General features: G+C 67.9%; 24 protein-coding genes. 10 read left to right on the top strand and 14 right to left on the bottom strand.

All coding sequences use genetic code 11. From position 1 onward, the window contains the following. The first annotated feature begins 116 nt into the window (after positions 1-116). Positions 117-1,469, top strand: a complete 1,353-nt coding sequence (locus ACP3TD_RS06535; protein WP_426766255.1) for an MFS transporter — start codon at positions 117-119, stop codon at positions 1,467-1,469. A gap of 27 nt (positions 1,470-1,496) precedes the next feature. On the opposite strand, the gene ACP3TD_RS06530 is transcribed toward ACP3TD_RS06535, so the two are convergent. Together ACP3TD_RS06530 and purN are read right to left on the bottom strand one after the other, a co-directional pair. Continuing rightward, positions 1,497-2,057, bottom strand: coding sequence for an endonuclease domain-containing protein (locus tag ACP3TD_RS06530; RefSeq protein ID WP_426766254.1), 561 nt, complete (start codon positions 2,055-2,057; stop codon positions 1,497-1,499). A gap of 590 nt (positions 2,058-2,647) precedes the next feature. Further along, on the bottom strand, positions 2,648-3,214 hold the full coding sequence (gene purN, locus ACP3TD_RS06525; protein ID WP_426766252.1) for a phosphoribosylglycinamide formyltransferase: 567 nt from the start codon (positions 3,212-3,214) through the stop codon (positions 2,648-2,650). Positions 3,215-3,253: 39 nt separating this feature from the next. Here purN and ACP3TD_RS06520 point away from each other — a divergent pair, with 39 nt between their 5' ends. Then, on the top strand, positions 3,254-3,685 hold the full coding sequence (locus ACP3TD_RS06520; RefSeq protein ID WP_426766250.1) for a hypothetical protein: 432 nt from the start codon (positions 3,254-3,256) through the stop codon (positions 3,683-3,685). A 49-nt stretch (positions 3,686-3,734) separates the two neighbouring features. Here ACP3TD_RS06520 and ACP3TD_RS06515 read toward each other — a convergent pair whose 3' ends face one another. Further along, on the bottom strand, positions 3,735-5,048 hold the full coding sequence (locus ACP3TD_RS06515; protein WP_426766248.1) for a DUF6350 family protein: 1,314 nt from the start codon (positions 5,046-5,048) through the stop codon (positions 3,735-3,737). A 187-nt stretch (positions 5,049-5,235) separates the two neighbouring features. After that, a complete protein-coding gene (locus ACP3TD_RS06510; RefSeq protein WP_426766247.1) occupies positions 5,236-5,814 on the bottom strand; it encodes a PRC-barrel domain-containing protein in 579 nt (192 codons plus the stop codon). Between the two features lie 272 nt (positions 5,815-6,086). On the opposite strand from ACP3TD_RS06510, the gene ACP3TD_RS06505 reads away from it, so the two are divergent. Together ACP3TD_RS06505 and ACP3TD_RS06500 are read left to right on the top strand one after the other, a co-directional pair. Next, positions 6,087-7,244, top strand: coding sequence for a glycosyltransferase family 4 protein (locus tag ACP3TD_RS06505; protein ID WP_426766245.1), 1,158 nt, complete (start codon positions 6,087-6,089; stop codon positions 7,242-7,244). After that, positions 7,241-8,629, top strand: coding sequence for a UDP-glucose dehydrogenase family protein (locus ACP3TD_RS06500; RefSeq protein WP_426766244.1), 1,389 nt, complete (start codon positions 7,241-7,243; stop codon positions 8,627-8,629). The genes ACP3TD_RS06505 and ACP3TD_RS06500 overlap by 4 nt, the downstream gene beginning before the upstream one ends. A 24-nt stretch (positions 8,630-8,653) precedes the next feature. Here ACP3TD_RS06500 and ACP3TD_RS06495 read toward each other — a convergent pair whose 3' ends face one another. Next, positions 8,654-9,520, bottom strand: a complete 867-nt coding sequence (locus ACP3TD_RS06495) for an HAD hydrolase family protein (RefSeq protein WP_426766242.1) — start codon at positions 9,518-9,520, stop codon at positions 8,654-8,656. 220 nt (positions 9,521-9,740) lie between these two features. Between ACP3TD_RS06495 and ACP3TD_RS06490 the strand changes: the two genes are divergently transcribed. Then, a complete protein-coding gene (locus tag ACP3TD_RS06490) occupies positions 9,741-10,010 on the top strand; it encodes a GlsB/YeaQ/YmgE family stress response membrane protein (protein ID WP_015936364.1) in 270 nt (89 codons plus the stop codon). 154 nt (positions 10,011-10,164) lie between these two features. Then, positions 10,165-12,357, top strand: a complete 2,193-nt coding sequence (locus ACP3TD_RS06485; RefSeq protein ID WP_426766241.1) for an EAL domain-containing protein — start codon at positions 10,165-10,167, stop codon at positions 12,355-12,357. A gap of 42 nt (positions 12,358-12,399) precedes the next feature. Here the strand turns inward: ACP3TD_RS06485 and ACP3TD_RS06480 are convergent, their stop codons facing one another. After that, a complete protein-coding gene (locus ACP3TD_RS06480) occupies positions 12,400-12,978 on the bottom strand; it encodes a hypothetical protein (protein WP_426766239.1) in 579 nt (192 codons plus the stop codon). A 235-nt stretch (positions 12,979-13,213) separates the two neighbouring features. Between ACP3TD_RS06480 and ACP3TD_RS06475 the strand changes: the two genes are divergently transcribed. Next, complete coding sequence (locus tag ACP3TD_RS06475; RefSeq protein WP_426766237.1) at positions 13,214-13,765, top strand: dihydrofolate reductase family protein; 552 nt, start codon at positions 13,214-13,216, stop codon at positions 13,763-13,765. A 105-nt stretch (positions 13,766-13,870) separates the two neighbouring features. On the opposite strand, the gene mmuM is transcribed toward ACP3TD_RS06475, so the two are convergent. Continuing rightward, a complete protein-coding gene (gene mmuM / locus ACP3TD_RS06470) occupies positions 13,871-14,815 on the bottom strand; it encodes a homocysteine S-methyltransferase (protein ID WP_426766236.1) in 945 nt (314 codons plus the stop codon). Positions 14,816-14,905: 90 nt separating this feature from the next. Here mmuM and ACP3TD_RS06465 point away from each other — a divergent pair, with 90 nt between their 5' ends. Next, entirely contained in the window at positions 14,906-15,673 is a 768-nt protein-coding gene (locus ACP3TD_RS06465; protein ID WP_426766235.1) for an IclR family transcriptional regulator, read from the top strand. On the opposite strand, the gene ACP3TD_RS06460 is transcribed toward ACP3TD_RS06465, so the two are convergent. Both ACP3TD_RS06460 and ACP3TD_RS06455 read right to left on the bottom strand, forming a co-directional pair. Continuing rightward, positions 15,670-16,431: an IclR family transcriptional regulator gene (locus ACP3TD_RS06460; RefSeq protein ID WP_426767141.1), complete on the bottom strand. Its 762-nt coding sequence runs from the start codon at positions 16,429-16,431 to the stop codon at positions 15,670-15,672. The genes ACP3TD_RS06465 and ACP3TD_RS06460 overlap by 4 nt on opposite strands. Positions 16,432-16,616: 185 nt before the next feature. Further along, complete coding sequence (locus ACP3TD_RS06455) at positions 16,617-18,053, bottom strand: amino acid permease (protein WP_426766234.1); 1,437 nt, start codon at positions 18,051-18,053, stop codon at positions 16,617-16,619. Between the two features lie 339 nt (positions 18,054-18,392). On the opposite strand from ACP3TD_RS06455, the gene rlmC reads away from it, so the two are divergent. Then, positions 18,393-19,520 carry a 23S rRNA (uracil(747)-C(5))-methyltransferase RlmC gene (gene rlmC / locus ACP3TD_RS06450; protein WP_426766232.1) on the top strand — a complete coding sequence of 376 codons (1,128 nt, stop codon included), beginning with the start codon at positions 18,393-18,395 and terminating at the stop codon, positions 19,518-19,520. On the opposite strand, the gene ACP3TD_RS06445 is transcribed toward rlmC, so the two are convergent. Together ACP3TD_RS06445 and ACP3TD_RS06440 are read right to left on the bottom strand one after the other, a co-directional pair. After that, positions 19,517-20,155 carry an FMN-binding negative transcriptional regulator gene (locus ACP3TD_RS06445; protein ID WP_426766230.1) on the bottom strand — a complete coding sequence of 213 codons (639 nt, stop codon included), beginning with the start codon at positions 20,153-20,155 and terminating at the stop codon, positions 19,517-19,519. The two genes, rlmC and ACP3TD_RS06445, sit on opposite strands and share 4 nt — an antisense overlap. A 31-nt stretch (positions 20,156-20,186) precedes the next feature. After that, positions 20,187-21,140 carry a DMT family transporter gene (locus ACP3TD_RS06440; protein ID WP_426766228.1) on the bottom strand — a complete coding sequence of 318 codons (954 nt, stop codon included), beginning with the start codon at positions 21,138-21,140 and terminating at the stop codon, positions 20,187-20,189. Here ACP3TD_RS06440 and ACP3TD_RS06435 point away from each other — a divergent pair. Then, positions 21,139-22,545 (top strand): PLP-dependent aminotransferase family protein, encoded by a 1,407-nt coding sequence (locus tag ACP3TD_RS06435; RefSeq protein ID WP_426766227.1) that lies wholly within the window; start codon positions 21,139-21,141, stop codon positions 22,543-22,545. The genes ACP3TD_RS06440 and ACP3TD_RS06435 overlap by 2 nt on opposite strands. 18 nt (positions 22,546-22,563) lie before the next feature. On the opposite strand, the gene ACP3TD_RS06430 is transcribed toward ACP3TD_RS06435, so the two are convergent. The 3 genes from ACP3TD_RS06430 to ACP3TD_RS06420 form a co-directional block, all read right to left on the bottom strand. Beyond that, positions 22,564-23,385: an SDR family NAD(P)-dependent oxidoreductase gene (locus ACP3TD_RS06430; protein ID WP_426766225.1), complete on the bottom strand. Its 822-nt coding sequence runs from the start codon at positions 23,383-23,385 to the stop codon at positions 22,564-22,566. A gap of 128 nt (positions 23,386-23,513) precedes the next feature. Then, positions 23,514-24,917 (bottom strand): GntP family permease, encoded by a 1,404-nt coding sequence (locus ACP3TD_RS06425; protein ID WP_426766223.1) that lies wholly within the window; start codon positions 24,915-24,917, stop codon positions 23,514-23,516. A 45-nt stretch (positions 24,918-24,962) separates the two neighbouring features. Beyond that, a complete protein-coding gene (locus ACP3TD_RS06420; protein WP_426766222.1) occupies positions 24,963-25,508 on the bottom strand; it encodes a gluconokinase in 546 nt (181 codons plus the stop codon). Between the last annotated feature and the right edge of the window lie 102 nt (positions 25,509-25,610).

Genomic DNA, 25,610 nt, shown 5'->3' with positions numbered 1-25,610 from the left:
TCAGTGCCGCGGTTGGTGGGGATAGGGCCAGTTTATCGCGTAGCGCACGTTGCCCCGAGTGTCCGCCGGAGTGTGACCTCCGGTGGGCGGGGCTAAAGTTTCAGGAGGAGGCGGCAATGAACACTTACACCACTGTGCCCAGCGGCGAACAGGTGGTCCAGGAACTGCCCTGGCGATGGAAAGTCCAGGGGCGGATCTTCCTGATCGGCGGCCTCGGATTCATGTTTGACGCGTGGGATGTGACGCTCAACGGCATCCTGATTCCCCTGCTGTCGAAGCATTGGGCGCTGGCTCCCGGCGAGGTGGCGTGGGTGGGCACGTCAAACCTGATTGGCATGGCCCTGGGGGCCTTCATCTGGGGCACCATTGCGGACACCATCGGCCGCAAGAAGGCGTTCACCGCCACGCTGCTGCTGTTCGCCGTCTTCACCGTGGCCGGCGCCTTTGCCCCGGACTTCATCTGGTTTTGTGTGTTCAGGTTCCTGGCCGGCTTCGGCCTGGGCGGCTGCATTCCGGTGGACTATGCACTGGTGGGTGAGTTCACACCCCGCAAGCAACGCGGCAAAGTGCTCACCGCCATGGATGGCTGGTGGCCGGTAGGCGCCGCCCTGGCCGGATTCGTTTCCGCCGGCCTGGTGGCCCTCTACGGTGACTGGCGGCTGACCATGCTGGTCATGGTCCTGCCTGCGCTGCTGGTGTTCTGGGTCCGGCGAAGCGTGCCGGAGTCGCCGCTGTTCCTGATCCGCAAAGGCAGGCGGGACGAGGCTGCGATGGTCATTGATGGGCTGGTGGCTGCCACGGGCGCCGAAGCCCGGGCTTACAGCCTGCCGGATGCGAAGGACGTACCCCGGCTCTCCGCCGGCAGCGCCTGGATCCAGCTGCGGTCGGTGTGGCAGTTCAACTGGAAGATCACCACCGCCGCGTGGGCCCTGTTCTTCAGCATCCTCCTGGTCTACTACCTGTCCCTGACGTGGATGCCGCGGATCCTCATTGGCGCCGGGTTCGCCGAATACAAAGCATTCGTCACCACTGCGTCGATGGCCGCCGTCGGGCTTCTGGGCGTCATCGTTGCCGCCCTCCTGGTGGAGCGCGTGGGCCGCAAATGGATCCTGGCGATCACCGGCCCGCTGTCCGCGCTGACGCTGGTGATCGTGGCGTTCGTGGTGGACATCCCGTCTGCGGCGGTGTTCTGGCTGCTGGTGTTCGGGTTCGTGGTTCAGGTGGCCATCCCGGTGCTGTACGCCTATGTGTCGGAGCTCTACCCCACGGAGCTGCGCGGTACCGGCTTCGGCTGGGCATCCACGTTCTCGCGGCTGGGCGCGGGTTTCGGTCCGCTGATTTTCGCCAACTACTTCTGGCCTGAGCTGGGCCTGGCAACGTCCTTCGCCTTGGCCGGCGGCCTGGTGCTGCTGGCAGTGCTGTGGATGGCCTTCTTCTCCCCCGAAACCCGCCAGCGCCGCCTCGACTAGCTCCCTTGCTGTCCCAACTGAGTCGCGCTAAGTGCCCTTTTGGCGCCCCATAACGGCACTTCGCGCTACCTGGTTGTCCTCGCCGGGGTGCCAGCCGCGTGCTGTGAGCGCTGCGCGGACCTTCGCCACCGCTGGCCGAGCATCCCGCTCCATGTGCAGCCTGGAGATACGGACAAGCAGCCAACCCGCGCTGACGAAGTCCTCTTCACGGGCAATGTCCCGGACAATCTGGCCCGCAACGGAGTGGGGCTCGCCGTCGTACTCGACCGCCACCTTCCGTTCCGGATAGCCCAGGTCGGGCTGGCGGACGACGCCGGAATGCAGTTCCAGGGGCATGTTCACCACGGGGTCGGGCAGGCCTGCGTCCTCCAGGGCCAGGCGAAGCCTAGTTTCGGGTGCGGAGTCAGACCCCACCCGTGCCCGATCAAGTGCCACCCGGGCCTTTCTGATTCCGGGAGTTCCTTTGTGCCGGTCCAGCATGTCGGCGAGATCGTCCTTGGTCGCGTGCGGCTCGGCCCTCCCCTCAAACCGGGGCCGCGGCACACGAAGTAGATGATCGGCAACCACTGTCAGCTCTTCGATGCTCATCCTGCGGGCGCAGTCCAGCCAGGTCCTTGGCCGTGACGTGACCAGCAGTCCGGCGTGGTTGACAATTTCATCAGCAAAAAACTGCCCCCGGTGCCCCTTCACGCCCGGTCGGCGCATGATGGCTGAGGTGTCCGGACGCGAGATGTGCAGTATCGGCTCGTCACTGCCGGGGAGGAAACCCGGAAACTCCCAGAGGAGAAATGCCGAAGCGTGGGATGCTGCGGCGAACTCCGTAACAAGGGTGAACGGCCGGATACGGGGCGCAAGCAATAAAGCGGCGGTGGGATCAGGCACCCGGACGCCACGGCTTGGCTGACTCAAGCCGCGGTGACGCAGGCGCTTCCGGCTGACTCCGGCGTCGGCCGCTTCCTGCAGCGTGAAAGGCAGGGACGCTAGCACACCCGGCAATGGGGTTGGCACCTTCATCGGGCCATCGTGGCATGCGCAGCAGGACGCCGTGGAAGTTATCCACAGGCCCGCACACCACGTCCAACTAGGTAGCGCCAAGTGCCCTTATGAGGCCTGAAAACGGCACTTAGCGCTACCTAGTTGGGTGGGGAGGGAGAGCTGGGGGTGTCGTTGGAAAGGGGTCAGGAGGCAGCGGCGAGGCTGGCCAGGGTGGACACCAGCAGCCGGCGTTCCACCACCTTGATGCGCTCGTGCAGGGTCTCTTCCGTGTCGGCGTCCTCGACGGCCACTGCTTCCTGGGCGATGATGGGTCCGGTGTCCACACCGGCATCGGCCCAGTGCACCGTGCAGCCGGTGACTTTGACCCCGTAGGCCATCGCGTCACGGATGCCGTGGGCACCGGGGAACGCCGGAAGCAGGGCCGGATGGGTGTTGAGGTACTTGCCGCCGAAAGCGTCGATGAATTCCGGGCTGACGATCCGCATGAACCCGGAGGACACCACCACGTCCGGCTGGAACGCGGCCACCTCCCTGGTCAGTGCGGCGTTCCACTGGGCCCGGTCCGGGTACTCCTTAAAGTCCACCACAAAGGTGGGAATCCCGGCTGCGGCGGAGCGCTCCACGCCGTAGGTGCCGGGCCGGTCCGCTCCGACGGCTGCGATGTCCACGTCCAGTTCCCCCGCCTTGACTGCGTCAATGACAGCCTGGAGGTTGGAGCCGGTACCGGAAACGAGGACTACGATGCGCATGCGTCTAGCTTATGGGCAGGCTCGCGTAGGCTGGAAAACATGAACTCCACACCGGAACCGGCCGGGCCCCAGCGGACAAAACCGCCTCTCAGCGAGGCTGCAAAAGCCTCCAGGGCCAAGACCCTCACACTGTTCCGGATGTTCATCGTGTCCGTGTTGGGGTCGTTCTTCGTCTACCAGCTGGACGTCCGTTATCTCTGGCTAACGGGAATCCTGACGATTGCCGCACTGGCCCTCGGCATCGTCCTGTTGATCAGGTGGTTCCGTTCGAAGGAGTCCCGACTGGTCCTGATCGCCACCATCTGCGGGCTGATGGTGACCGCCGGCATGGTGCTGCTGACGCTGGCCTCGGCCCTGTTCTTCAACCAGGCCGCGGAGTACCAGGCGTGCGTGAACCGGGCGCTCACAGATCAGGCGCAGCGGAGCTGCCAGGTGCAGCTGGAGGGTTCACTCCCCCGCCAGGCGCCGTAGCAGCGCCTTTGCTGACAGGCCATTGGCCTGAGGAGCGCCGGCCTCGAAGCTAGTGGACCAGCTCAGCGTCGTCTTCCGACACGGCCCGCTCGCGTTCCAGCCATGGCCCGGCAGCGTAACCGATCACGACGCCGGCACCCACCTCCGCGGCCAGCCAGACTCCCGTCCACAACGGGTCCGGACCGATCTCTGTCAGCCGCCCGATGCCGGCCGAGCCGCGGGCCAGCCAAGCCAGCCCCATGGCCAGCAGTCCCGCAGCCACCCCTGCCAAGACTCCCAGGACCAGGGTGGACACCGTGGCTGTGAACCAGCGGGCGTGGACCTTGATGGAGAGCCATTCGTCGAAATGGTTCTCGCCTTCCCGGAGGAACCACCAGCCGGCCAGCACGCCGGCGATGACCGGCACCATAAGGGACACGAAGGCGTAGTCCAGTGCTCCGGCGGGAATGGCGGACAGTACCGGGATGGACGGCAGGGGCCCGACGGCGGTACCCAGCGGGCCCACCTGGGAACCGACGCCCATGGCGAAGCCGGAGCCCGAGGTCCAGGCGAGGGCGAAGACCACCAGGTTGGGAAGGTAGCCGAGCTGCGCGACGGTGAGGGCCGCACCGCCGGCGGCACCGGCGTCGAGCGCTTCATAGACGGCCAGCACCAGGTTCCAGTGGACGAACAGGTCCACGGCCAGCAGCACCGCGGCCAGTGCCAGGGCAGCGGCAACCGCCACGAACCCGGCCTTCACCACCGAGGCGAGGTAGGACCCTGCCCACCGTGAATGCTGGCTGGTCCGCGAGATCCAGTCGACGGCGTCCACACCGATCAGGCGGCTCCACGATCCGGCTTCGCGGCGGGCGCCGATGACCATGCCCAGGGCGAAGGGAATCAGGGGAACCACCATGGCGTAACCGAGGTTGATGCCGACGTCCGGAGTGCGGCAGACGAAACCGGTGGCCACGCCGAACGCCGAGTAGACCACCCATGACCCCAGCAGCGCCTGCCACAGCTGGTCCGTGTAGGAGGCCCGGGCCAGGCGTCGCCCGGCCCGCCAGGCGAGCAGGAACGGAATAAGGGTCAGGCCGAGGGGCACCAGCGTCAGAAGGCCTGAACCGGTGTGGGACGCGGCGGTGGATCCGGCCGCTGCCAGTTCCAGCGGGACCCCGTGCACCAGGAGCCAGGACTGGCCGGCGAGCCGGGCCAGTGTCTCAAACCCGTCGTCCTGGAAGCCCGCCGTTGCCCACACGGCAATGATGGGAACCAGCACGGCCAGCGCCGAGATGATCGCCGCCTGCGCTGTTTCAATAGCTCCCTGCAGCCACAAGGGCATGGGAAGGCCACGGTCTCCGGTCTGGTCAGCGCGCAGTTTCATCGTGATCCATGGTGTCACGCCGGGCCTGCACTGCCCGCCAGCGACAGGCCCCCGAAGTGCGGGCACACAAATGCCGGGAGCCCCCGCAGGGACTCCCGGCATTCGCAGGCTCCGCACACCCACTCCCGGAGCCGTCCGGCAACGAGGCGTTCGACGCTGCTACGTGGCTCCGGTGGCGCAGGTTATGTCAGAGGCGGTTGTCGTCCCCAAGGCGTCGGTCGCCGTCCAGGCCGTCCGCGTCGATGTGCTCCGTGCGGACTTCCTCGCGGTGCCCGGGGACGGTGGTGGCGTACTTCCGCAGCCGGCCCCGGCCGGCGTCGTAGTCCCGTTCACGGCTGGCGTCACCTCCGCCCGTGACACCGGCGGTGGGCGTGCCGGCGTTCAGGTCGGCGTCGCCCTGCAGGTCTACGTCGTTGCGCGTATTGTCCTGCGACTCTGAGTACGTGGTGGCCCCACGGTCGTAGTGCGTGTACAGCCGGTCCTCTTCCTCGGGGGTGAGGTGGCCGTCGACGTCGACGCGCGGGGCGTCCTTCACATGGTCCTTGGTGTACGGGACCACCAGGTCGTCGTCCTGGCTGCGCGCGCCCTCGACAGGGATGAAGGACTGGGACGTACCGAAGAGGCCCGTCTTGACTGTGACCCAGGTGGGCTCACCCGTGTCGTCGTCTGCGTAGAGCTGGCCAATCGAACCGATCTTGTCGCCGTCGGCTCCGATGACGTTGCCGCCCTTGTGGAGCAGGGTCTCAATGTTCTCCCGGTTGAGCATGACTTCTCCTTGGATGATCGTTGCACTAGGCATGCGCCAGCTGCGGATTTTCCGGCACGGGATTCCCCCGGGCCTTCGGCTCCCGCCCCGTTGCTTGAGGCACTGCGCTGACTGCTCCACTACAGTAAGCATGCTTAGCATCAAATGGGAAGTCTGCTTATTAATTTTTGCAAAAGACCCGTGATGCCGCACTCCCGGCTGTTCACCGAACCTTTCCCTCCGGGCCATGCCTTCATCCCCGCCGCGTCAGGGCCGGCACCCACCGTGGAGGGGTGAGGATCGCAATTGTTGCTGAATCATTCCTGCCACTGATGAACGGGGTAACGCACTCCATCCTGCGGGTGCTGGACCATCTGCAGGAGCGGGGCGACGAGGTCCTGGTCATTGCGCCGTCAACGCACGACGGCGGTGCGGAGAACCACGTCAAGGGCGCGGAGATCCACCGGCTTCCGGCAGTCCCGCTTGCGGGATACGCGAACGTCCGGGTGGCGATGGGCGGTGTGTACCGGGTCAAGCGAATCCTTGCCGACTACGCACCGGACGTCGTACACCTGGCCTCGCCGTTCGTCCTCGGCTGGCGGGCAGCCCAGGCGGCGGCCCAGCTTGGCATCCCCACCGTTGCGGTCTACCAGACGGAGGTTCCCGGCTACGCGGCCCGCTACGGCGTCCCCTTCCTGGAGAACTGGGCCTGGAACCGAGTGGAGAACATCCACCTGCTCGCCTCCCGGACCCTGGTGCCCTCCACGTTCGCACTGAACCAGTTGCGCGGACGCGGCATTCCCCGGGTGCGGATGTGGCGCCGCGGGGTGGACACGGCCAGGTTTTCGCCGGACAAGCGCGACGACAGGTGGCGGGCCTCGGTGGCACCGGCGGGCCACCGGATCATCGGCTACGTGGGCAGGCTGGCCGTGGAAAAACAGGTGGAGGACCTCGCCGCCCTGGCTGGAATGCCGGGCACCACCCTGGTGGTGGTGGGTGACGGACCGCAGCGCGCGGCCCTGCAGGAAGCCCTCCCGGGAGCCGTCTTTACCGGGTTCCTGGGCGGCGATGACCTGGCCCGCGCGGTGGCGTCGTTCGACCTCTTCGTCCATCCGGGCGAGTTCGAAACCTTCTGCCAGACCATCCAGGAAGCCATGGCATCGGGGGTGCCGGTAGTGGCCACGGGACGCGGAGGACCGCTGGACCTGGTGGAGAACTCCCGGACCGGCTGGCTCTATGAGCCCGGTGACCTGCCGGCCATGCGCGGCCACGTCCTGGACCTGATCGGCGACGACGCCAAGCGCCGTGCGTTCGCCGCCGCGGCGCACGCCTCGGTACAGGCCCGCACGTGGCCGGCCCTGTGCTCCGAACTGATCAGCCACTACACCGATGTCATTGCCGAACAGCCGGTCCTGTCCGGTTCGTACAAAGCCAAAGGAGCTGCTCTATGAAAATTTCGGTGATCGGCTGCGGCTATCTGGGCGCCGTGCATGCGGCCACGCTGGCTTCGATGGGCCACACAGTAGTGGGCATCGACGTGGACCACGCGAAAGTGGAACAGCTGGCCCGCGGTGCAGCCCCCTTCCACGAACCGGGCCTGGACGAGCTGCTGCAGGACGGCAGCGCCACCGGACGGCTCCGGTTCTCCACCGACATCGCGGATGCCGCCGGCGCCCAAGTGCACTTCCTGTGCGTGGGCACCCCGCAGGACAAGGCCTCCGACGCCGCCGACCTGTCCTACCTCGTCTCCGCCACCCGGGCCCTGCTGCCGCACCTGGCCGCGGGCGCCGTCGTCGTGGGTAAATCCACGGTGCCGGTGGGCACTGTGGACATGCTGCGCGGGGTGCTGGGCCGGCGTCCCGACGTCCTGCTGGGCTGGAACCCGGAGTTCCTCCGCCAGGGCACGGCAGTCAAGGACTCGCTGGTGCCGGACCGCCTGGTGTACGGCGTGGACGGCGGCAAGGCCGCTGCGTTCAACCGGTCCACGGGCGCTCCGGCAGGGGTGACGGCAGCCCTGGATGCGGTCTACGAGCCGCTGCTGCGCGCGGGCATTCCACGGCAGGTCTGCAGCTGCGCCACGGCGGAACTCATCAAGTCCGCGGCCAACGCGTACCTGGCCACCAAGATCAGCTTCATCAACGCGGTGTCGGAGCTGTGCGATGCGTCCGGCGCGGACGTGGCGGAACTCAGCGAGGCCATGGGACTGGATCCGAGGATCGGCAACCGGTACCTGCATGCCGGGCTGGGCTTCGGCGGCGGCTGCCTGCCCAAGGACATCCGCAGTTTCCGGGCGCAGGCCACAGGTCACGGCGTAGATGCCGTGGCGGACTGGATGCAGCTGGTGGACTCGGTCAACCTTGGCCAGCGGCAGCGGACGGTGGACCTGGCGGCGGAGCTCTGCGGCGGTACCGTGGCCGGCCGGACCATCACCGTGCTGGGCGCCTCCTTCAAACCGGACACGGACGATATCCGCGACTCCCCCGCCCTGGATGTGGCAGACCGTCTCGCCGCGGCCGGAGCACACGTGACCGTCACCGACCCCAAGGCCGTGAACAACGCGTGGCGGCGCTACCCCCGGCTGCGGTTCGAGGCCAAGGTAACGCTGGCCCTGGAAAGGGCAGAACTGGTACTGCTCCTCACCGAGTGGGATGAGTACCGCCGGCTGTCCCCGGCCGTCGCAGGCAGCCTGGTACGACGGCGGGTGCTGCTGGATGCGCGCAACGCACTGGACGCCGGGGCCTGGCAGGCTGAGGGCTGGGTGGTGCGCGGCCTTGGCACGTCCGCGGACAGCGGCGCCTTTTGTCCTACCGACGCCACTGTCCCGGCGTCGGCGTAGCCCGGGGTCCGGCCAGTGGACGTATCAGTCCAGGAGGCCCAGGCCGGCGAAGGCGAGCGCCACGCCATTGCCGGCCGGGCCGGGTGTGAGCCGGTCGGCGACGGCGAGCACGCCGGGATGGCCGTCCTCCACCGCGATGCCCACCCCGGCGTACTCAAGCATTTCGATGTCGTTGGCGCTGTCGCCGATGGCCACAATGTCCTCCCGGTGCAGGCCCAGGCGTTCCTCCACCACCCGGATGCCCACCGCCTTGTGGGTGCCGGCCATGAAGATCTCGCCGGCGGAATCGCCGAGGGCGGACAGCGAACTGGGGATGAGCCCCACCTGCGGGCCGAGGCCAGCCATGAGGCGGGTCAGCGGTACCGGGGAATCAAAGCAGGAAATCTTGGCGAAGGACGCGCCGCGAAGGTCGTCGCTGTACTGGACCGGCCCCAGGATGTCCTCCACGGGATCCACGTCGGTGCTGAGGACGCCGTCGTGCCGGGAACGGCCGGCAAAGACGGGGGTCAGGACCCGCCGGAGCCGTTCGCCTACTCCGGTGCGGCCGAGCAAGGCTTCGGGAGCCTCCAGGATGTAGGCGACGTCGTGGGCGTCCAGGGTGTCCACGATGAGGGCGGCCACGTCGGGTTCGAACCGGGTGTCCTTGAGCACTTCCCCGTTCATTTCCACCCGGGCACCCGCGCCGGTGATCACGCCGTCGAACCCTGCCCCCAGGATGTGGGCCGGCACCATGGACAGCGGACGCCCGGTGCAGACGAACACCAGGTGGCCGCGGCGCCGCACTTCCTGCACGGCTTCCACATGGGCTGCCGGGGCCAGGCCGTGGTCCGCGTATGTCCCGTCAATGTCGAGGAAAATGGCGCGCGGGCGGTCTGTTTGCTGGCTGGACATGCCGGGCTCCTAAGGATGTGCTGAGCGGGACAATCCATCCTATCGAAGGCATGGAATACCGCGCCCCGCCGAGCCAAGGGGGCTGCTCAGGCAGGTGTTTACCGGGAAAACTGATAGTCATCCTGTGATATTGAAAGCCTTGCAGAGAAGTAAGCACGCTGATTGAATTAGGGAACCGGAGATGGGGGCACGGCACAACTTACTAATAAGGAGTGACAGCATGGGCATTCTCGGATTTCTCATCTTGGGCCTGATTGCGGGCGCCATTGCAAAGGCCATCCTGCCAGGCCGTCAGGGCGGCGGCTGGGTGGTGACCATGGTCCTCGGCGTAGTCGGCGCTATCCTTGGCGGCTGGATCGGGTCCCTGATCTTCGGTGGCGGCTTGGCCGAGTTCTTCGATATCCGCACCTGGCTGCTGGCCATCCTCGGATCCATTGTGGTCCTGCTGATCTACGGCGCAGTCATGAACCGCAGCGGACACCGGGCCTAGCAGCCTCTCTATCCATTAGCGCAGAAACGCCGTCCCGGCAGCGGGGCGGCGTTTCTGCGTTCCGACCCGGAACCGGTATTCGTGCCCAATCCGTAGTGAAGCTGGCCCCCATTCCCGGCAGTTCGCACCTTATGATGTGCGAGGGGGTGGTGGTATGGCTGAATCCAGCCACGAAAGCACAATGGCAGTCCGGACGTTCGAGGCGATGCTTGACGCCAGCCCGGATGCCTTCCTGGCCCTCGCGGCGGATGGCACCATCACCCTGGCCAATGAGGCAGCAACCAGGCTCTTCGGGCTGGACCGCAGGTTCCTCACGGGCCTGGATTACCGGACACTCCTGGCGGACCGCTCCCACTCCGAGGTGGACAGGCTCTTCCGCCAGATCCTGGCCCGCTCCGCCGTGCACCCGCGGGAAGTGGCCTGGGTCCACGCCGACGGCAGCAGCTTCTCAGCCGAAGTGGCCGGGTCCCTCTTCCCCGCCGGGCCAGGGCAGCTGCCCGGGAAAGCATCGGCCGGTGCCGGCGATGCCACGGACACCGCGCCCGACGACGGCGCCCCGGCCAGGGCACAGGTCCTCCTCTCGGTCCGGGGTACTTCGCACCGGCAGGCCACGAATGCGGACCTTCGCCAGGCGATGTCCCTGCTGACGTCCACTCTGGAGTCCACCGCGGACGGCATCGTGGTGATGGGCTCCAACGGCACCGTGGCGGGATACAACGATCAGTTCCTCACTATGTGGGGCATTCCCCGCAAACTCATGGAAGGCGAAAGCGCGGACCCGGTGATGGAGCGCATCAACAGCCAGCTCACGAACCCAGGCGCGTTCCTGGCCAGGCTCCTGGAAGTCCAGGGCAACGCCACCGCCGAGAGCCACGATGTTGTGGACTTCAAGGATGGCCGCACCTTCGAACGGTATTCGCGTCCCCACAAGGTGGGCGAGGACGTGGTGGGGCGGGTGTGGAGCTTCCGGGATGTCACTCCCCGCCGCAGGGCCCAGGAACAAGCGCACCAGGCGATGCTGGACCTGGCGGAGCAGGCGGAAAAGCTGCGCGTCATGGCTTTCCAGGACCCGCTGACCGGCCTGGCCAACCGGGCCGTGTTCAATGACGCCCTGGCCGGGTCGCTGCAGGAGCCCCGGCTCAAGTCCGTTGATGTGCTGCTCCTGGACCTGGACGATTTCAAGGAGGTCAATGATCTCCTGGGCCACCAGGCCGGGGACGACATGCTGATCGAAGTGGCCCGCAGGCTCCGCGGCTGCGTCCCTACCGCGGATGTGGTGGCACGGCTGGGCGGCGACGAGTTCGTGGTGCTCCTGACCGCCTGCCCCAACGTGGACGATATCGCAGCGTGCATTGTCCGCTGCCTGCACGTCCCCGTCACCATCAGCGGCCGCGCGCTCCGCCCCAGCCTGAGCCTGGGAGTGGCATCGCGGGGGCGGGACGAGGTGGGCCCGTCGGAGCTGCTGCGCCGGGCGGACATCGCCATGTATGCGGCGAAGGCCGCCGGGAAGAACCGTTTCCTGCGGTTCCATCCGGACATGATGGCTGCCCTGGTGCAACGGACGGACCTGGAAAACGGCCTGCAGTTCGCCCTGCAGGGCGGGGAAATCTCAGTGGATTTCCAGCCGATCGTGTCGCACCGCAGCGGGCAGGTGGTCCAGTTCGAGGCCCTCGCACGGTGGGACCGCGGCGCCGGGCGGGTGCCGCCGTCGGACTTCATCCCACTGGCCGAACGCACCGGACTGATCCGGGACATCGGCCTGGAGGTGATGGCACAGGCCATGGCGCAGCTGGCGGACTGGCTGGGTGAGGACCCGGTACGGTCGCTGGCGGTGAACGTGTCCGGCGTGCAGTTGCAGGAACACGACTTCGCCGCAAAGGTTCTGGGCCTGGCGGAGACCAACGGCGTGGCCGCCCGCCAGCTGGTGCTGGAAGTCACCGAAAGCGTGTTCTTCGACGCCGATTGCGACCTGATCAGGCAGCTCAGCACGCTGCGGGATGCGGGCGCCCGGGTTGCCCTGGACGACTTCGGCACGGGCTATTCCTCGCTGGGGCGGTTGCAGGACCTGCCGGTGGACTCCGTGAAGATCGACAAGACCTTTGTGTCCATGGTGCGGACCGGCAGCGAACGCCTGCCCATCCTGAGCTCCATGATCAACATGGCGCACAGCCTGGGCCTGACCGTCACCGCGGAGGGAATCGAGACCGCCTCACAGGCGGACTACCTCACGGCACTCGACTGCGATTCGCTGCAGGGCTACCTGTTCTCGCTGCCCGAGCCCGCCTCGCGCTTGGGGCACGCGCTGCGCCGGGCCGAAGAAGTGCTGGGCGCGCTGCACCAACGCTAGCTGGCAGCTGCGGAACAGGTACGACGCCGGGCCTTCCGGCTGCTAGGCGGCCTGCCTGCCGCCGGGCTGCTTGGGCTTCTTTCCCGAGCCGAGGGGCTGGCCCGACGGGCGCGGCGGAGTGGACGGCCGGCCCTGCTGCTCACGCGCTTCGGGTGCGGTGGACTGGGCGTGATCATACGGTGCAGGGTCATGGGCGGATGACCCCGCAGCCGGTTCCGAGGCACCGGATTCCCTGGCAGCTGCCTGGGCGGCCGGGGCAACGTTGGCCTGTCCGGCTGATTCCTCGTCAAGGGTTTCCTCGTCGACGGCGTACTCGATGACGCCATCTGCATTCACGGCGTTTTCAGCCGGGACGAACGCATCAGCGGGGTTTGCCATGGCGGCGCGGTTGCGGCGCCAGCGGCGGATGAGGTCCACGGCGGCCAGCAGGCCCGCCAGCGGAGTGAGCACCGCAGCGGTGTACACGAAGAGCAACCAGGTGAGGGTGGTCAGCGGCGGCTGGTTGTTGTGCAGGAGGGACAGCCCGCCAAGGATCGCCACGAGCCAGAAGAGGATGACCGCCGCGAGGACTGCTCCGGCGGGAAAGTACTGGTTCCGCACAATCTTCTTCAGGGTTTCCAATGCACTTCCTCCTTGCCTGGCCGGGGCTGCGGAAAGTGGCCGCATCACCCTAAGTATGGGGCCCGTTTCCGCCGAATCACGGCAAGACGCCACGGCGAGTGATGAACGTAACTGGAGTGTCGCCGTCGTCCCCGTTTTTGGCGGCAATCCGACGTGCCTTGGCGCTGTTGGTCTTCCGCCGGAACCGCCCGGCGCATAGGTTGATCCTTGACCCAATCACCCCGGGAGGACCCGCATGCGCAAAGTTACGGCCGGACTGTTCCACTCCATTGACGGAGTGGTTTCGGATCCGTTTAAGTTCCAGTTCGACAGCTTCGACGCTGAGCTCGGCGAGGGGCTCACCACCATGATGAACACCGTGGACACGGTGGTGCTGGGCCGGAAGAGCTACGAGGAGTGGGCGTCCTACTGGCCCAACGCGTCCGCGGACCAGGACTTCGCCGCGTTCATCAACCCGGTGGAGAAGTTTGTGGCGTCCAGGACGCTGAGCGAGCCGCTGGAGTGGCAGAACTCCCGGCTGATGGACGCACCGCTGCAGGAGTTCGTGGCGAAGCTCAAGGAGAGTGACGGCGGTGAGATTGCCGTGTGCGGCAGCATCTCCGTGACCCGGCAGCTGCTGTTTGCGGGTCTGCTGGATTCGCTGCAGCTCATGACCCACCCCGTGATTGCCGGCAGCGGCAGGCGGCTGTTCGAAGACGACGATCCCCTCACCCGGCTGGTCCTGCTGGATGAAAAGCGCACCAGCAAGGGCAACGTGCTCAGCACCTACGGGCTCCGGGGTGACTAGGCTCGCCGCGCTCTTGGGCTCCGGGCCTCCTGACCCCAAGGGAGGCCGCCGCCCGGGGGCACATTGACACGGACACGCCGCGCCATGGCGCTCTGGCCCCCTGCTTTAGCGGTGGATGTGCCCCGCGACGGCGGAGATGTCGGCCGGCGTGGTCCTGCAGCAGCCGCCGATGATCCGGGCCCCGAGGGCCTGCCAGGCGGGGACGCCGTCGGCAAGCGCTGCCGGGGCCGTGGCGGCTGCGGGTGCTGCGTCCCAGGTTTTGGTGCCCGCGTCGTAGGTCTCCCCGGAATTCGGGTAGGCCGCCAGCGGTTTGTTGGTGCCGCCGCGGAGGGCCGTGAGCGCGGGGGCCACCAGCGCCAGCGGTACGCAGTTAACCCCGACGGCGGCCACGTGGGACTCCGCGTCCAGCAGTTCGGCGACGGCGGCCAGGGGCGTGCCGTCGCTGATGTGCCCGGCGTCGCGGAGGGAGAAGGAGAACCAGGATTCGACGCCGAGGTCCCGGGTCAGTTCCGCCAGGGCCTGGGCTTCAGCAAAGGAGGGCAGGGTTTCGCAGGCCAGGACGTCCGCACCGGCCGCGGCCAGGGCTTCGAGGCGGGGACGGTGGAAGGTCTTGAATTCCGCGGGTGTCAGGGCGTAGTCGCCGCGATACTCCGAGCCGTCGGCGAGGTAGGCGCCGTAGGGCCCCACGGATCCCGCGATGAACAGGGGCCCGGCCTCCGGGTTGTGGGCCAGGTGGTCACGCCGCGCTTCGTCGGCCAGCCGCACGGACTGGGCCACGAGCTCCAGCGCCTCCTGCTCCGTCATTCCACGGCCCGCGAATCCCTGCGGTGTTGCCTGGTAGCTCGCGGTGGTGGCGATCCTGGCACCCGCCGCGAAGTAGTCCCGGTGCACGTCCCGGATCAGGCCCGGCTGTTCCAGCAGGACCTTGGCCGACCACAGTGGATCGTCCAGGTTGCAGCCGCGCACCTCAAGTTCCGTGGCCAGTGCACCGTCGGAGGTCAGGGATTCCCCGGCGTCGAGCAGGGCGGACAGCGTGGGGATGGCAGGCATGTTGGTCACTATACGCATCCAAATATGCCCATGCCGGGTATTACGCCCGCGTGAACCCGCCGGAACCGCACCACAACTACACTCGGAGCCATGTCGAAATCCTCCAGCATGGGCCGCGGAATCATGGCCCTGCTGGCTGTGGGATCCCGCCACGCATCTGAACATCCGGGCGGGACCGTGGCCGAGATCGCCACCGGCCTGGGCAAGGACCGCAGCCAGGTCTCACGGTACTTGCGCAGCGCGGAGCAGGAGGGCTTCCTGGCCCGCACCGTCCATCGCACGTATGCGCTGGACCTGGAGGTCTTCACCGACGCCCAGCAGCTGACGGCCCGCCGGCTGGAATCTGACGGCGCCGTGGCCCTGGACACCCTGGCCGGCGAAACTGATGAAGCCTGCTTCCTTGGCATCCTGCACGGGAACAGTACCGTGACCATCGGCGAAAGTGTTCCGGCCAGCAGCAACCTGGTGGGCTCGTGGCTGGGCCGGCCCTACCCCGCGTACTGCAGTGACGCCGGGCAGGCGGTGCTCTGGGAGGCCTCCGACGAGGAGGTCCGCACCGTCTTCGCGGGCGTGGACTTTGTCCGGCACGGGCCCAACACTCCGGACAGCGTGGAAGACTTCCTGGCCAGGCTGGAGGCTGCGCGCCGCCGGGGCTACTCGGTGGTGGACCAGGAAGCGGAACCGGGGCTCTACTCCCTGGCCGTCCCGGTCCGCGATTTCAAGGGCGAGGTGGTGGCAGCCCTGCAGATCGTGGGGATCAGGGACCGGCTGGAACCCCGCCAGGAGGCCTGCGCCGCAGCGCTGCTCCGGCAGGGGCGGTGGCTCGAAGCGGGATTGGGGCACCGGCCGCGGGACTAACGGGACACAGCCGCAGCGCCAAGCCTTTCCGCGGCGGCGGCCAGGGCGGCCACCGCGTCATGCCGCTCCGCCAGACCGGGACCGCCGAGCACGCTCAGCGAGGCCCGCACTTCTCCTGACCCGTCCCGCACGGGCACAGCCAGCTCAACAACGTCGTGCTCGAATTCCTCGACGGCGGCAACCACCCCGGCCTGGCGGTCCCGGACCATGAGCCGCCAGACACCGTCGATGGTGTGCGCCGCGCCGGGCCCGCCGATGCCAATGAAGTTCACGTCCTGCAGCAGCCCCTCCAGGGCCAGCCGGTCCAGATCCCACAGCAGGGCCCGGCCGGCGCCCGTGCACCACACCGGGCTGACCATGCCTGGTTGGACGAAGCTGCCGGGTATGGAGTCGTTGCTGGAGTTCCGGAGCAGGATGGCCCGGTAGCCTTCGCGGACAGAGAGCCTGGCACGCAGGCCCGGCACGGAGACCAGGGATTCGAGTTCGGTCCTGGCGGCCAGCACCCAGCCGGTATTGAGTGCCGCGGCCAGGCTGAAGTATTCCGGCCCGGCCCGGAACGGTCCACGCTCCGGGCGCTCAAGCAGTCCAAGGTCGCAGAGTTCCTGCGCCAGCCGCGAAACCCTGCTCTGGTCCATCGACAACGCAGCGGCGAGCTGGGATACACCCAGGAGTGGCCGCCCGGACTTTTCCCGGTCCACCACCAGCCGGACAATCCGGAGCCCCTGCGCCATGGACGACGCCTCAGCGGATGAATCCACGCTTTCCCTGCCCCTCCCGCCAGTCACGCGCCCCATTCTTCCACGGCCTTGCGGCGCGACGCCCGGCATAGCCACCCCACGGTCACCGCAGGCGTCTACGGCACCCAGGCCGTGGACGACGACGGCGCCCGCCGGCGAAGGTGCCCGCCGCACCCGCCGCACAACCGGCGTTGTCCGTGCCCGGCTTAGCGCCGCGCCTGAACCGGCTTGCGGCCGTGCCGAAGGTGGAAGTAGAGGTAGCAGGCGGCCACGAACGGAACACCGAAGTACAGGGCCGGTGCCTGGGCAGGATCCAGGGCGATGCCGACCAGCGAAACGACGCACAGGGTGAACGCCAGGATGGGGACCAGCGGGAACAGCGGTGCCTTGTAGGCGAGGGTGGAGATATCGCCGCCGCCCCGGATGAAGGCGCGGCGGTGGAAGAAGTGCGAGGCCGTGATGGACATCCAGACGCCCACCACCGCGAAGCCGGCCACGGACACCAGGACGAGGTAAACGGTCTCGGGTGCCACCACGCTGCTGATCAGGGACGCCAGGCCGCCCACCATGCTCAGGGAGAGTGCGGCCAGGGGGATGCCGCGGCGGGTCAGTTGCTTGAGGGCGCGCGGTGCATGGCCTTCGTCCGCGAGCGAGTAGAGCATGCGGGCGCAGGAGAACAGGCCGCTGTTGCCGGCGGACAGGAGCGCGGTGATGATGACGAAGTTCATGATGTCGGCCGCGAACGGGATGCCGATGGCGGAGAAGACGGTGACGAAGGGGCTCTCGTCCAGACCCACTTCGGTGTACGGGATGGTGGCGGCGATGACGGCGATGGCGCCGACGAAGAAGATGAGCAGGCGGATGACGGTGGTGCGCATGGCCTTGGGGATGGCCGTGGCCGGGTCCTTGGTTTCGCCGGCGGCAACGCCGATCAGTTCGGAGCCGGAGAAGGCGTAGAAGACGGCAAGCACGGTGACGAGGACGCCGGTGAAGCCGTTGGGGAACAGGCCGGACTCGGTGGCGAAGTTTTCGAACAGGAACGGGTGCCCGTCACCGCCGCCGCCCAGCGGACGGAAGCCGAACAGGGCCGCGCCGCCCAGGACGATGAGTCCGATGATGGCGGCCACCTTGATGATGGCGAACCAGAACTCGGACTCCCCAAAGAACCGGGCGGACACCGCGTTGAACCCGAAGAGGATGGCAGCGAACACCAGGCACCAGACCCACACCTCCACGTCCGGAAACCACCGCTGCATGAGCAGGCCGGACGCCGTGAACTCGGAGCCGATGGCTACGGCCCAGCAGAGCCAGTAGAGCCAGGCGGTGGCAAAGCCGGTGGCGGGTCCGATGGAGCGGGCGGCGTAGATATGGAACGCCCCGGACACAGGGTAGGCGATGGCCAGTTCGCCCAGGCAGGCCATCACCAGGTACACCACGAACGCCCCCACGAGGTACGCGATCACCGCACCCAGCGGGCCTGCCTGGGAAATGGTGTAGCCGGAGCTGAGGAACAGGCCCGAGCCGATGACGCCGCCCATGGCGATCATCACCAGGTGCCGCGGCCCCATGGAGCGGCGGAGTCCGGAGGTGACCGGCTGCGCCGGGTCCGGCCTGGTGTCGAGCGTAGGCAATGAGGGTTCCACGGGTTTCTCCAGTGCGGGTGATCGGTGCAGGTGGTGGCGGCGGTGGTGGGTGCTCCGCGGGCTGGCGTGCTTCGCAGATGCGCTTCACAGGGACCCGGTGGGGTCGAAGAAGTGAACGCCGACAGAGCCGAAAGTAGCACGGTTGCCGAATTTACGATCATTAAAGGCATGACGGCTTGCTTATATTGCACGCTGTTACACACCCGACTCTGGCCCGGAAGCGACCCCACTGCGCCCCGGGACGGGCGCCGCCGCAGCCCCAGGAAACGGGCGACGGCGGCACTCCCCCAGGTGCCGGCGTCGGGCGTCCCCAACGGCAGCAGGTAAAATTGGAGGGCCATGCGCTGTTCCTACTTTGATGCCTCCCGCTGCCGCTCCTGCACCCTGATAGGCACGCCCTACGCGGAACAGTTGGCCGGCAAGCAGGCCCACTGCCAGGCTCTCCTCTCCGGCCACACGTCGCTGGAGTGGCTGGAGCCCGCGGCCAGCCAGGAATCAGCGTTTCGCAACAAGGCCAAAATGGTGGTCAGCGGGACGGCCCAGAACCCCACCATCGGCATCCTTGACGCCGACGGCCACGGCATCGACCTGCGCAAATGCGGCGTCTGCTCCCCCGGCCTCCGCGCCGTGTTCCCTGTGGTGGCCAGCTTCATCCGCACCCACCGCCTGACGCCCTACGACGTGCCCAACCGGAGCGGCGAACTCAAGCACCTGATCGTCACCGAGTCCCCGGACGGCGAGATCATGCTGCGCCTGGTGCTCCGTTCGGAGCAGCTGGTGCCGCGCATCCGGAAGCACCTCCCGGACCTGCTGGCGGCCCTGCCCCAGGTGAAGGTGGTGTCCATCAACCTGCATCCCGAGCACAAGGCGGTGCTGGAGGGCGACCGGGAGATCCTGCTGACGGAGCAGTCCACGCTGAACATGCGGGTCAACAACATCAACCTGCACCTCCGCCCCCAGAGCTTCTTCCAGACCAACAGCGGGATGGCCGCGGCGCTGTACCGGCAGGGGCGCGAATGGGTCAGCGAACTGGCGCCGGCGTCAGTGTGGGACCTGTACTGCGGCGTGGGCGGGTTCGCCCTGCACGTGGCCGATCCGTCCCGCACGGTGACCGGCATCGAAACCAGCAGCGAGGCCATCGTCTCGGCCCGGCTCAGCAGCGACGAAGCAGGGCTGCAGGGCATGGAATTCGAGGCCGGGGACGCCACCGCGTTCGCCCTGGCGGCACGGCAGGCACCGGAGCTGGTGATCGTGAACCCGCCGCGCCGGGGCATCGGCAAGGAGCTGTGCGGCTGGCTGGAATCCTCCGATGTCCGGCACGTGGTGTACTCCAGCTGCAATGCCCAGTCCCTGGCCCGCGATCTGGCCGCCCTCCCCTCCTTCACGGCACGGCGGGCACGGGTCCTGGACATGTTCCCGCAGACCACCCACTACGAAGTAATGGTCCTGCTGGAGCGTGCCCGCTAGTTTTCCGGCGTCCGCTGGGCGAGGACGCGTTCGACGGCGGCCGCGCTGGCTTCCTGGCCGCCGGACCGCAGTCCTGCCACCACGCCCGCGGCGTCGGCGGCGGACCGGTTCTGGCTCAGCTTCTCCTTCGCCTCGATCCGGGTGATCAGCAGCTCGATGCCCACGATGGCGCGCAGCTGCCCGGCAATGAACTTTTCGGGAGCGTCCCCGACGCTCCACGGATGCTCACGTTCCCCCTCATGCCGGTCCGTCAGGCGGCGGACGTGCCGCGCCAGCCAGCCGGCGTCGTCATGGACAACCAGCTGGCCGTACACGTGCGCGGTGCTGTAGTTCCAGGTGGGCACCACGCGGCCGTGCTCGGCTTTGGACGCGTACCAGGACGGCGAAATGTAGGCGTCGGGGCCCTGGATGATCGCCAGCGCCTCACCGGCAACAGCCGCGGAGGCCTGCGGGTTGTTCCGGGCGACGTGCGCGTGCAGGGCACCGTGCTCCCCCACGTCCGGCTCGTAGACAAAGGGCAGCAGCGTGGCCAGCAGGCCGCCGTCGGTCATGGTGATGAGGTTGGCAGCGCCGGGGGTGGCGAGCAGGTGCCGGACGGCGTCGGGGCCGGCGGCGAAGTGGGCGGGAATGTACATGGGGATGTCCTTTCGGTTGGTGGGAGGCGGGTCAGGCGGTTGGTTTGAGCCGGACGCGGACGGCGGCGCCGGCGCAGAGGATAACGGCCAGGCCGCCAATCACGGTGGTCCGGGTGACGGCTTCGCCCAGCAGGAGCGCCGCCCAGCAGATGCTCAGCACGGGCTGCAGGAGCTGGATCTGGCTGACCTGCGCCATCGGCCCGATGGCCAGGCCGCGGTACCAGGCGAAGAAGCCGAGGAACATGCTGACCACGGCAAGGTAGGCGAAGGCTGCCCATTGGACGGGCGTGGCCGACGGCGGCTGGCTGGCGAGGTCGAACACGGCCAGTGCCAGCATGGGCGGGAACGCGAGGACCAGCGCCCAGGCAATGGTCTGCCAGGAGCCCAGTTCGCGGGCCAGCAGGCCGCCCTCGGCGTACCCCACGGCGGCGCACACCACGGCGCCGAGCAGCAGGAGGTCCGCCCAGTGCAGGTGGCCGATCCCGCCCGATTGCAGGAATGCGAAGGCGAGGGCGGCCAGCGTGCCGAGCGCCATGACTGCCCAGAAGGCCGGACGGGGACGCTCCCGGGTCCGCAGGATGGCGGCCGTAGCTGTGGCGGCGGGAAGGAGGGCGATCACCACGGCACCGTGCCCGGCCGGAACGGCGGTGAGCGCGTAGGACGTCAGCAATGGGAAGCCGACGACGACGCCCCCGGCCACCAGCGCCAGCCTCGGCCAGGTGCGCGGTTGCGGAAGCCGCTGCCGCGTGAGTGCCAGGGCTGCGGCTGCGAGGACTCCGGCGACGACGGCACGGCCGGACCCGATGAACAGCGGGGACAGGCCTGCCACGGCCATCCGGGTCAACGGGACCGTGAAGGAGAAGGCAGCTACGCCAAGGAGACCCCACCAGAGGCCGGTGGACGTCCTGTTCGGGGCGGTTCCGCTGTGCCGGGCTGGCAGTATCACTGGCTCCGGCAGGACAGTAGCGCTACTATGTTGACTCATGAACAACGATAGCAGTTCGCAGATCGTCCTGGCACTCAGAACGTGGATCACCGCCGCAGCGCCCGGGGCGAAACTGCCGTCCACGCGCTCGCTGGTGGCCGAACATCAGGCCAGCCCGGTGACGGTGCAAAAGGCGTTGCAGGCGTTGACGGCACAGGGACTGATCGAAAGCCGGCCCGGCGTGGGAACCTTCGTGCGGGCGGTTCGCACGGCGCGCCCCGCGGACTACGGCTGGCAGACCGCGGCGCTGGGGTCGCCATCGGCCGCACTGCCGTCGTCGTCCACCATGCGCACGGCGCCCAACGACGCCATCTGGTTCCACTCTGGCTACCCGGACCGTGAACTGCTGCCCGAACGGCTGGTGCGTGCCGCGCTGGCCAGGGCAGCACGTGGTGACGCCGCACTCTCCCGCCCACCGGCCGCCGGAATGCCGGAGCTGCAGCAGTGGTTCGCCCAGGAGCTCGGGGCGGCGACGCCGGTGGGCATCACTCCCCCCACGCCGAGCGATGTGATCGTGCTGCCGGGAAGCCAGAGCGGGCTGAGCTCGATCTTCCGGGCGCTGGTGGGGGCCGGACAGCCGCTGCTGATGGAGTCGCCCACGTACTGGGGTGCCATCCTGGCTGCTGCCCAGACAGGCGTGCGGGTGGTGCCGGTACCCAGCGGGCCGGACGGGCCGGACCCGGTGGAACTGGCCAGGGCGTTCGTGGAAACCGGGGCGCGAGCGTTTTACGCCCAGCCCAACTACGCCAACCCCAGCGGCGCACAGTGGGCACCGGGCCGCGGCGGCGAGGTCCTGGATGTGGTGCGCACTCATGGGGCGTTCGTCATCGAGGACGACTGGGCCCATGACTTCGGCATCACCTCAACCCCGGTGCCGCTGGCGACACAGGACGATTCCGGCCATGTCATCTACATCCGGTCGCTGACCAAGAGCGTGTCCACGTCGGTCCGGATCGCCGCTGTTGTTGCGCGGGGACCGGCCCGGGAACGGATCCTGGCGCACCGGGCGGCGGAGTCGATGTACGTCAGCGGGCTGCTGCAGGCCGCGGCGTTGGACGTGGTGACGCAGCCGGGCTGGCAGACCCACCTGCGCAGCCTGCGCCAGCAGCTGCAGTCCCGCCGGGACCTGCTGGTCACCAGCATCCGGGAGCACGTGCCGGACGCCCATATTGAGCTGCTGCCCAAGGGCGGGCTGAACCTCTGGCTTCGGATGCCCGACGGCACGGACCTGCCCCGGCTCACGCGCGACTGCGAGGACAACGGGGTGATCATTGCCGCCGGAACGGACTGGTTCCCGGCGGAACCTGCCGGCCCGTTCGTGCGGCTCAACTACTCCGGCCCGAACCCGGCCGCGTATCCGCAGGGCGCAAAGGTGATCGGCGAGGCACTGGCCCGGCAACACTGAGCACCGCCGAAACAAGGTTTAGGCGGGTTTGACCAGCTCTTCGCTCCTGTCCCAGAGTTCGCGGGCCAGGACGGCGTCGTAGGCCTGCTTGTTGGCCTTGGCCAGGGCACGCTTGGCGTAGTAGGCGCCGGAGATCCAGTCGGTGCCGGCGGTGCCGTTGATGAGCCACAGCATGGTGTCGGCGCCCTGGTCCGGGGTGAGCATGAAGCGGTTCAGGATGGTTTTGTACGCGTGCCGCCATGGACTTGCCGAATCCGCCGCGAAGTTGGTGCGGACCACGCCGGGGTGGAAGGCCGCCGTCGTAATTCCGCGCTCGTGGAAGCGGCGGTGCAGCTCGGACGTGAAGAGGATGTTGGCGAGCTTGCCGGTGCCGTAGGCGCGGTTTACGGAGTAGCTGTGCTCGGCGGCGAGGTCGAAGAGGTCCAGCTTGCCGAAGCCGTTGGCGGCGCTGGAGGTGTTGATGACCTTGGCGTCGCTGGCCGCCAGGGTGTCCATCAGCAGGGTGGTAAGCAGGAAGGGCGCCAGGTGGTTGACCTGGAACGTGGCTTCGTTGCCGTCCACGGTCAGGGTGCGCTTGCCCATGATGCCGCCGGCGTTGTTGGCCAGGACGTCGATGCGGGGGTAGTCGGACTTCAGCTGCGCCGCGAGGGTGCGGACCTGTGCGAGGTCTGCGAAGTCGGTGACGAAGTAGTCGGCGTCGATCTCCTTGGCCAGCGCACGGGTCTTCTCGGCGGAACGCCCCACGACCACCACCCGGTCGCCTCCCTTCGCCAGGGTCCGGGCGGCTGCTGCGCCGATGCCGTCGCTGGCGCCGGTGATCACGATGGTGCGTTGGGTCAAGGGGTGTCCTTTGCTCGGAGCGGCTGCGCCCTGTCCTTGGTGAATCGAACGGGCGCACATAGGGGGAACAACGACGGCGGGGCGGCCGGTGTTCCCACCAGCCGCCCCGCCGCTACTTGGCTGGGACGTTAACCCGCCAGCCCGGCCACCAGGAAGATGACCGCGGCGATGGCGAAGCCCATGACACCGATCAGGGTTTCCATCACGGTCCAGGTCTTCAGCGTGGTCTTGACGTCCATGCCGAAGAAGCGGCCCACCAGCCAGAAGCCGGAGTCGTTCACGTGCGAGACCACCACTGAACCGGCGGCCACGGCGATGACCATGGCGGCCACCTGCATGCCGTTCAGCCCGCCTGCGGCCACGGCCGGAGCGATCAAGCCGGCCGTGGTGGTGAGGGCAACGGTGGCGGAGCCCTGGGCGATACGGAGGATGGCGGAGATCAGGAAGCCTGCCAGTATCAGCGGAATACCGATGCCGCCCAGGACGTCGGCGAGGGCCTTGCCGATGCCGGAGGTGCGGAGCACGCCGCCGAACATGCCGCCGGCTCCGGTAATCAGGATGACGGAGCAGACGGGCCCGAGCGAGGACTCCAGCAGCTTCTCCAGCGCGCCGGCGTCCTTGCCGCGGCGCGCGCCCAGGACGAACAGGGCTACGAGCACGGCGATCAGCAGCGCCACCGGGGTTTCGCCGAGAGTGCGCAGGACCTGGAACCACTGCTGGTCCTTGGTGCCCTCGGCCAGAACGCCGGAGGAGGCGAGGGTGTTCAGGCCGGTGTTGAGGAAGATCAGGACCAGGGGCAGGAGCAGCAGGCTGATGATGGTGCGGAAGCGGGGCGGGTTGGCCTCAGCTTCGGCGGAGGCGTGGCCGAGGATTTCCGGTACGGGAAGGACCAGCTTCTTACCCGTGTACAGGCCGTAGAGGTAGGCGGTGACGTACCAGGTGGGGATGGCAACGAGGAGTCCGGCGATGGTCACCAGGCCGATGTTGGCGTCAAAGAACGCGGCGGCGGATACGGGGCCCGGGTGCGGCGGCAGGAAGATGTGCATGACGGAGAATGCGCCCGCTGCAGGCAGGCCGTAGCGAAGTACGCCACCGCCCAGGCGGTGCGCCACAGCGAACACGACAGGCAGCATGACCACGAGGCCGGCATCGAAGAAGATCGGGAAGCCGAAGATCAGCGAGGCGAGGCCCAGCGCGAATGGGGCGCGCTTTTCGCCAAAGATGCCGATCAGGTAGTCGGCCAAAACCTTGGCGCCGCCGCTGGTTTCGACAATGCGTCCCAGCATGGCGCCGAGGCCCACCAGAAGCGCTACTGTTCCCAGCGTGGTGCCGAACCCGTTAATCAGGACGGGAACCACCTGGTTGGCGGGGATGCCGGTGGCGAACGCCGTGGCCAGGCTGACGAGGATCAGGGCGATCAGGGCGTGAACGCGCAGCTTGATGATCAGGAACAGCAGCACGAGGATTGCGGCTGCGGCGATGAGCAGCAGGGGGCCTGCTCCCAGCGTCTGGGTCCATCCTTCGATGGTCATGGTTCTCCTTTGAAACAGTATTTCTGATGGGGATTCGGGGGATGCTTAGGAAGCGCGGGGCGCCTGGTCCGCGTCAAGGCCAAGGGCTTGAACGACGGCGGCGACCAGTTCTTCCGGTGAGCGCGAGATGTCGAGGCGGAGGCTGCCGGCGTCGAGCTCTTCCTTGCTCAGGGGTTCCAGCGTGGCCAGTTGGCTGGGCAGCAGCGTGGGCGGCATGAAGTGGCCTTCGCGGCCCTGCATGCGCTGGCCGATCAGTTCCGCTCCGCCGTCGAGGTGCAGGAAGATCACGCGTCCGCCGGCTTCGGACAGGAGGCGGCGGTAGCTCTGCTTCAGGGCGGAGCAGGTGAGGACGGTACTCAGGCCGTCCCGGGACTTGCCGGTCATCCAGTCCCGGATCTCGCCGAGCCAGGGCCAGCGGTCGTCGTCCTGGAGGGGAATACCCTGGCTCATCTTGGCGATGTTGGCCGCCGGGTGGAACTCGTCCGCCTCGGCGCAGGCCCACCCCAGCGTGTGGGACAGGGCGGCGGCGAGGGTGGACTTGCCGGACCCGGCAACGCCCATCACCACCAGGTGTGTGGGTGGATACTGCATATCTGTACCTCCGGAGAAGACGTCGTTGGCTTTCGAAGAAGCTCCCTGCTGTGCCCGATTCGCGTGGGCTACGCCATAAGGTATCACCTTTTGGAGCCATAA

The organism is Pseudarthrobacter sp. 1G09 (assembly GCF_050038305.1).
In the GTDB taxonomy this organism is placed as follows: Bacteria; Actinomycetota; Actinomycetes; order Actinomycetales; family Micrococcaceae; genus Arthrobacter; species Arthrobacter equi.
The sequence above is the reverse complement of the archived record's forward strand: the minus strand, read 5'-3'. Positions and strand labels throughout refer to the sequence as shown.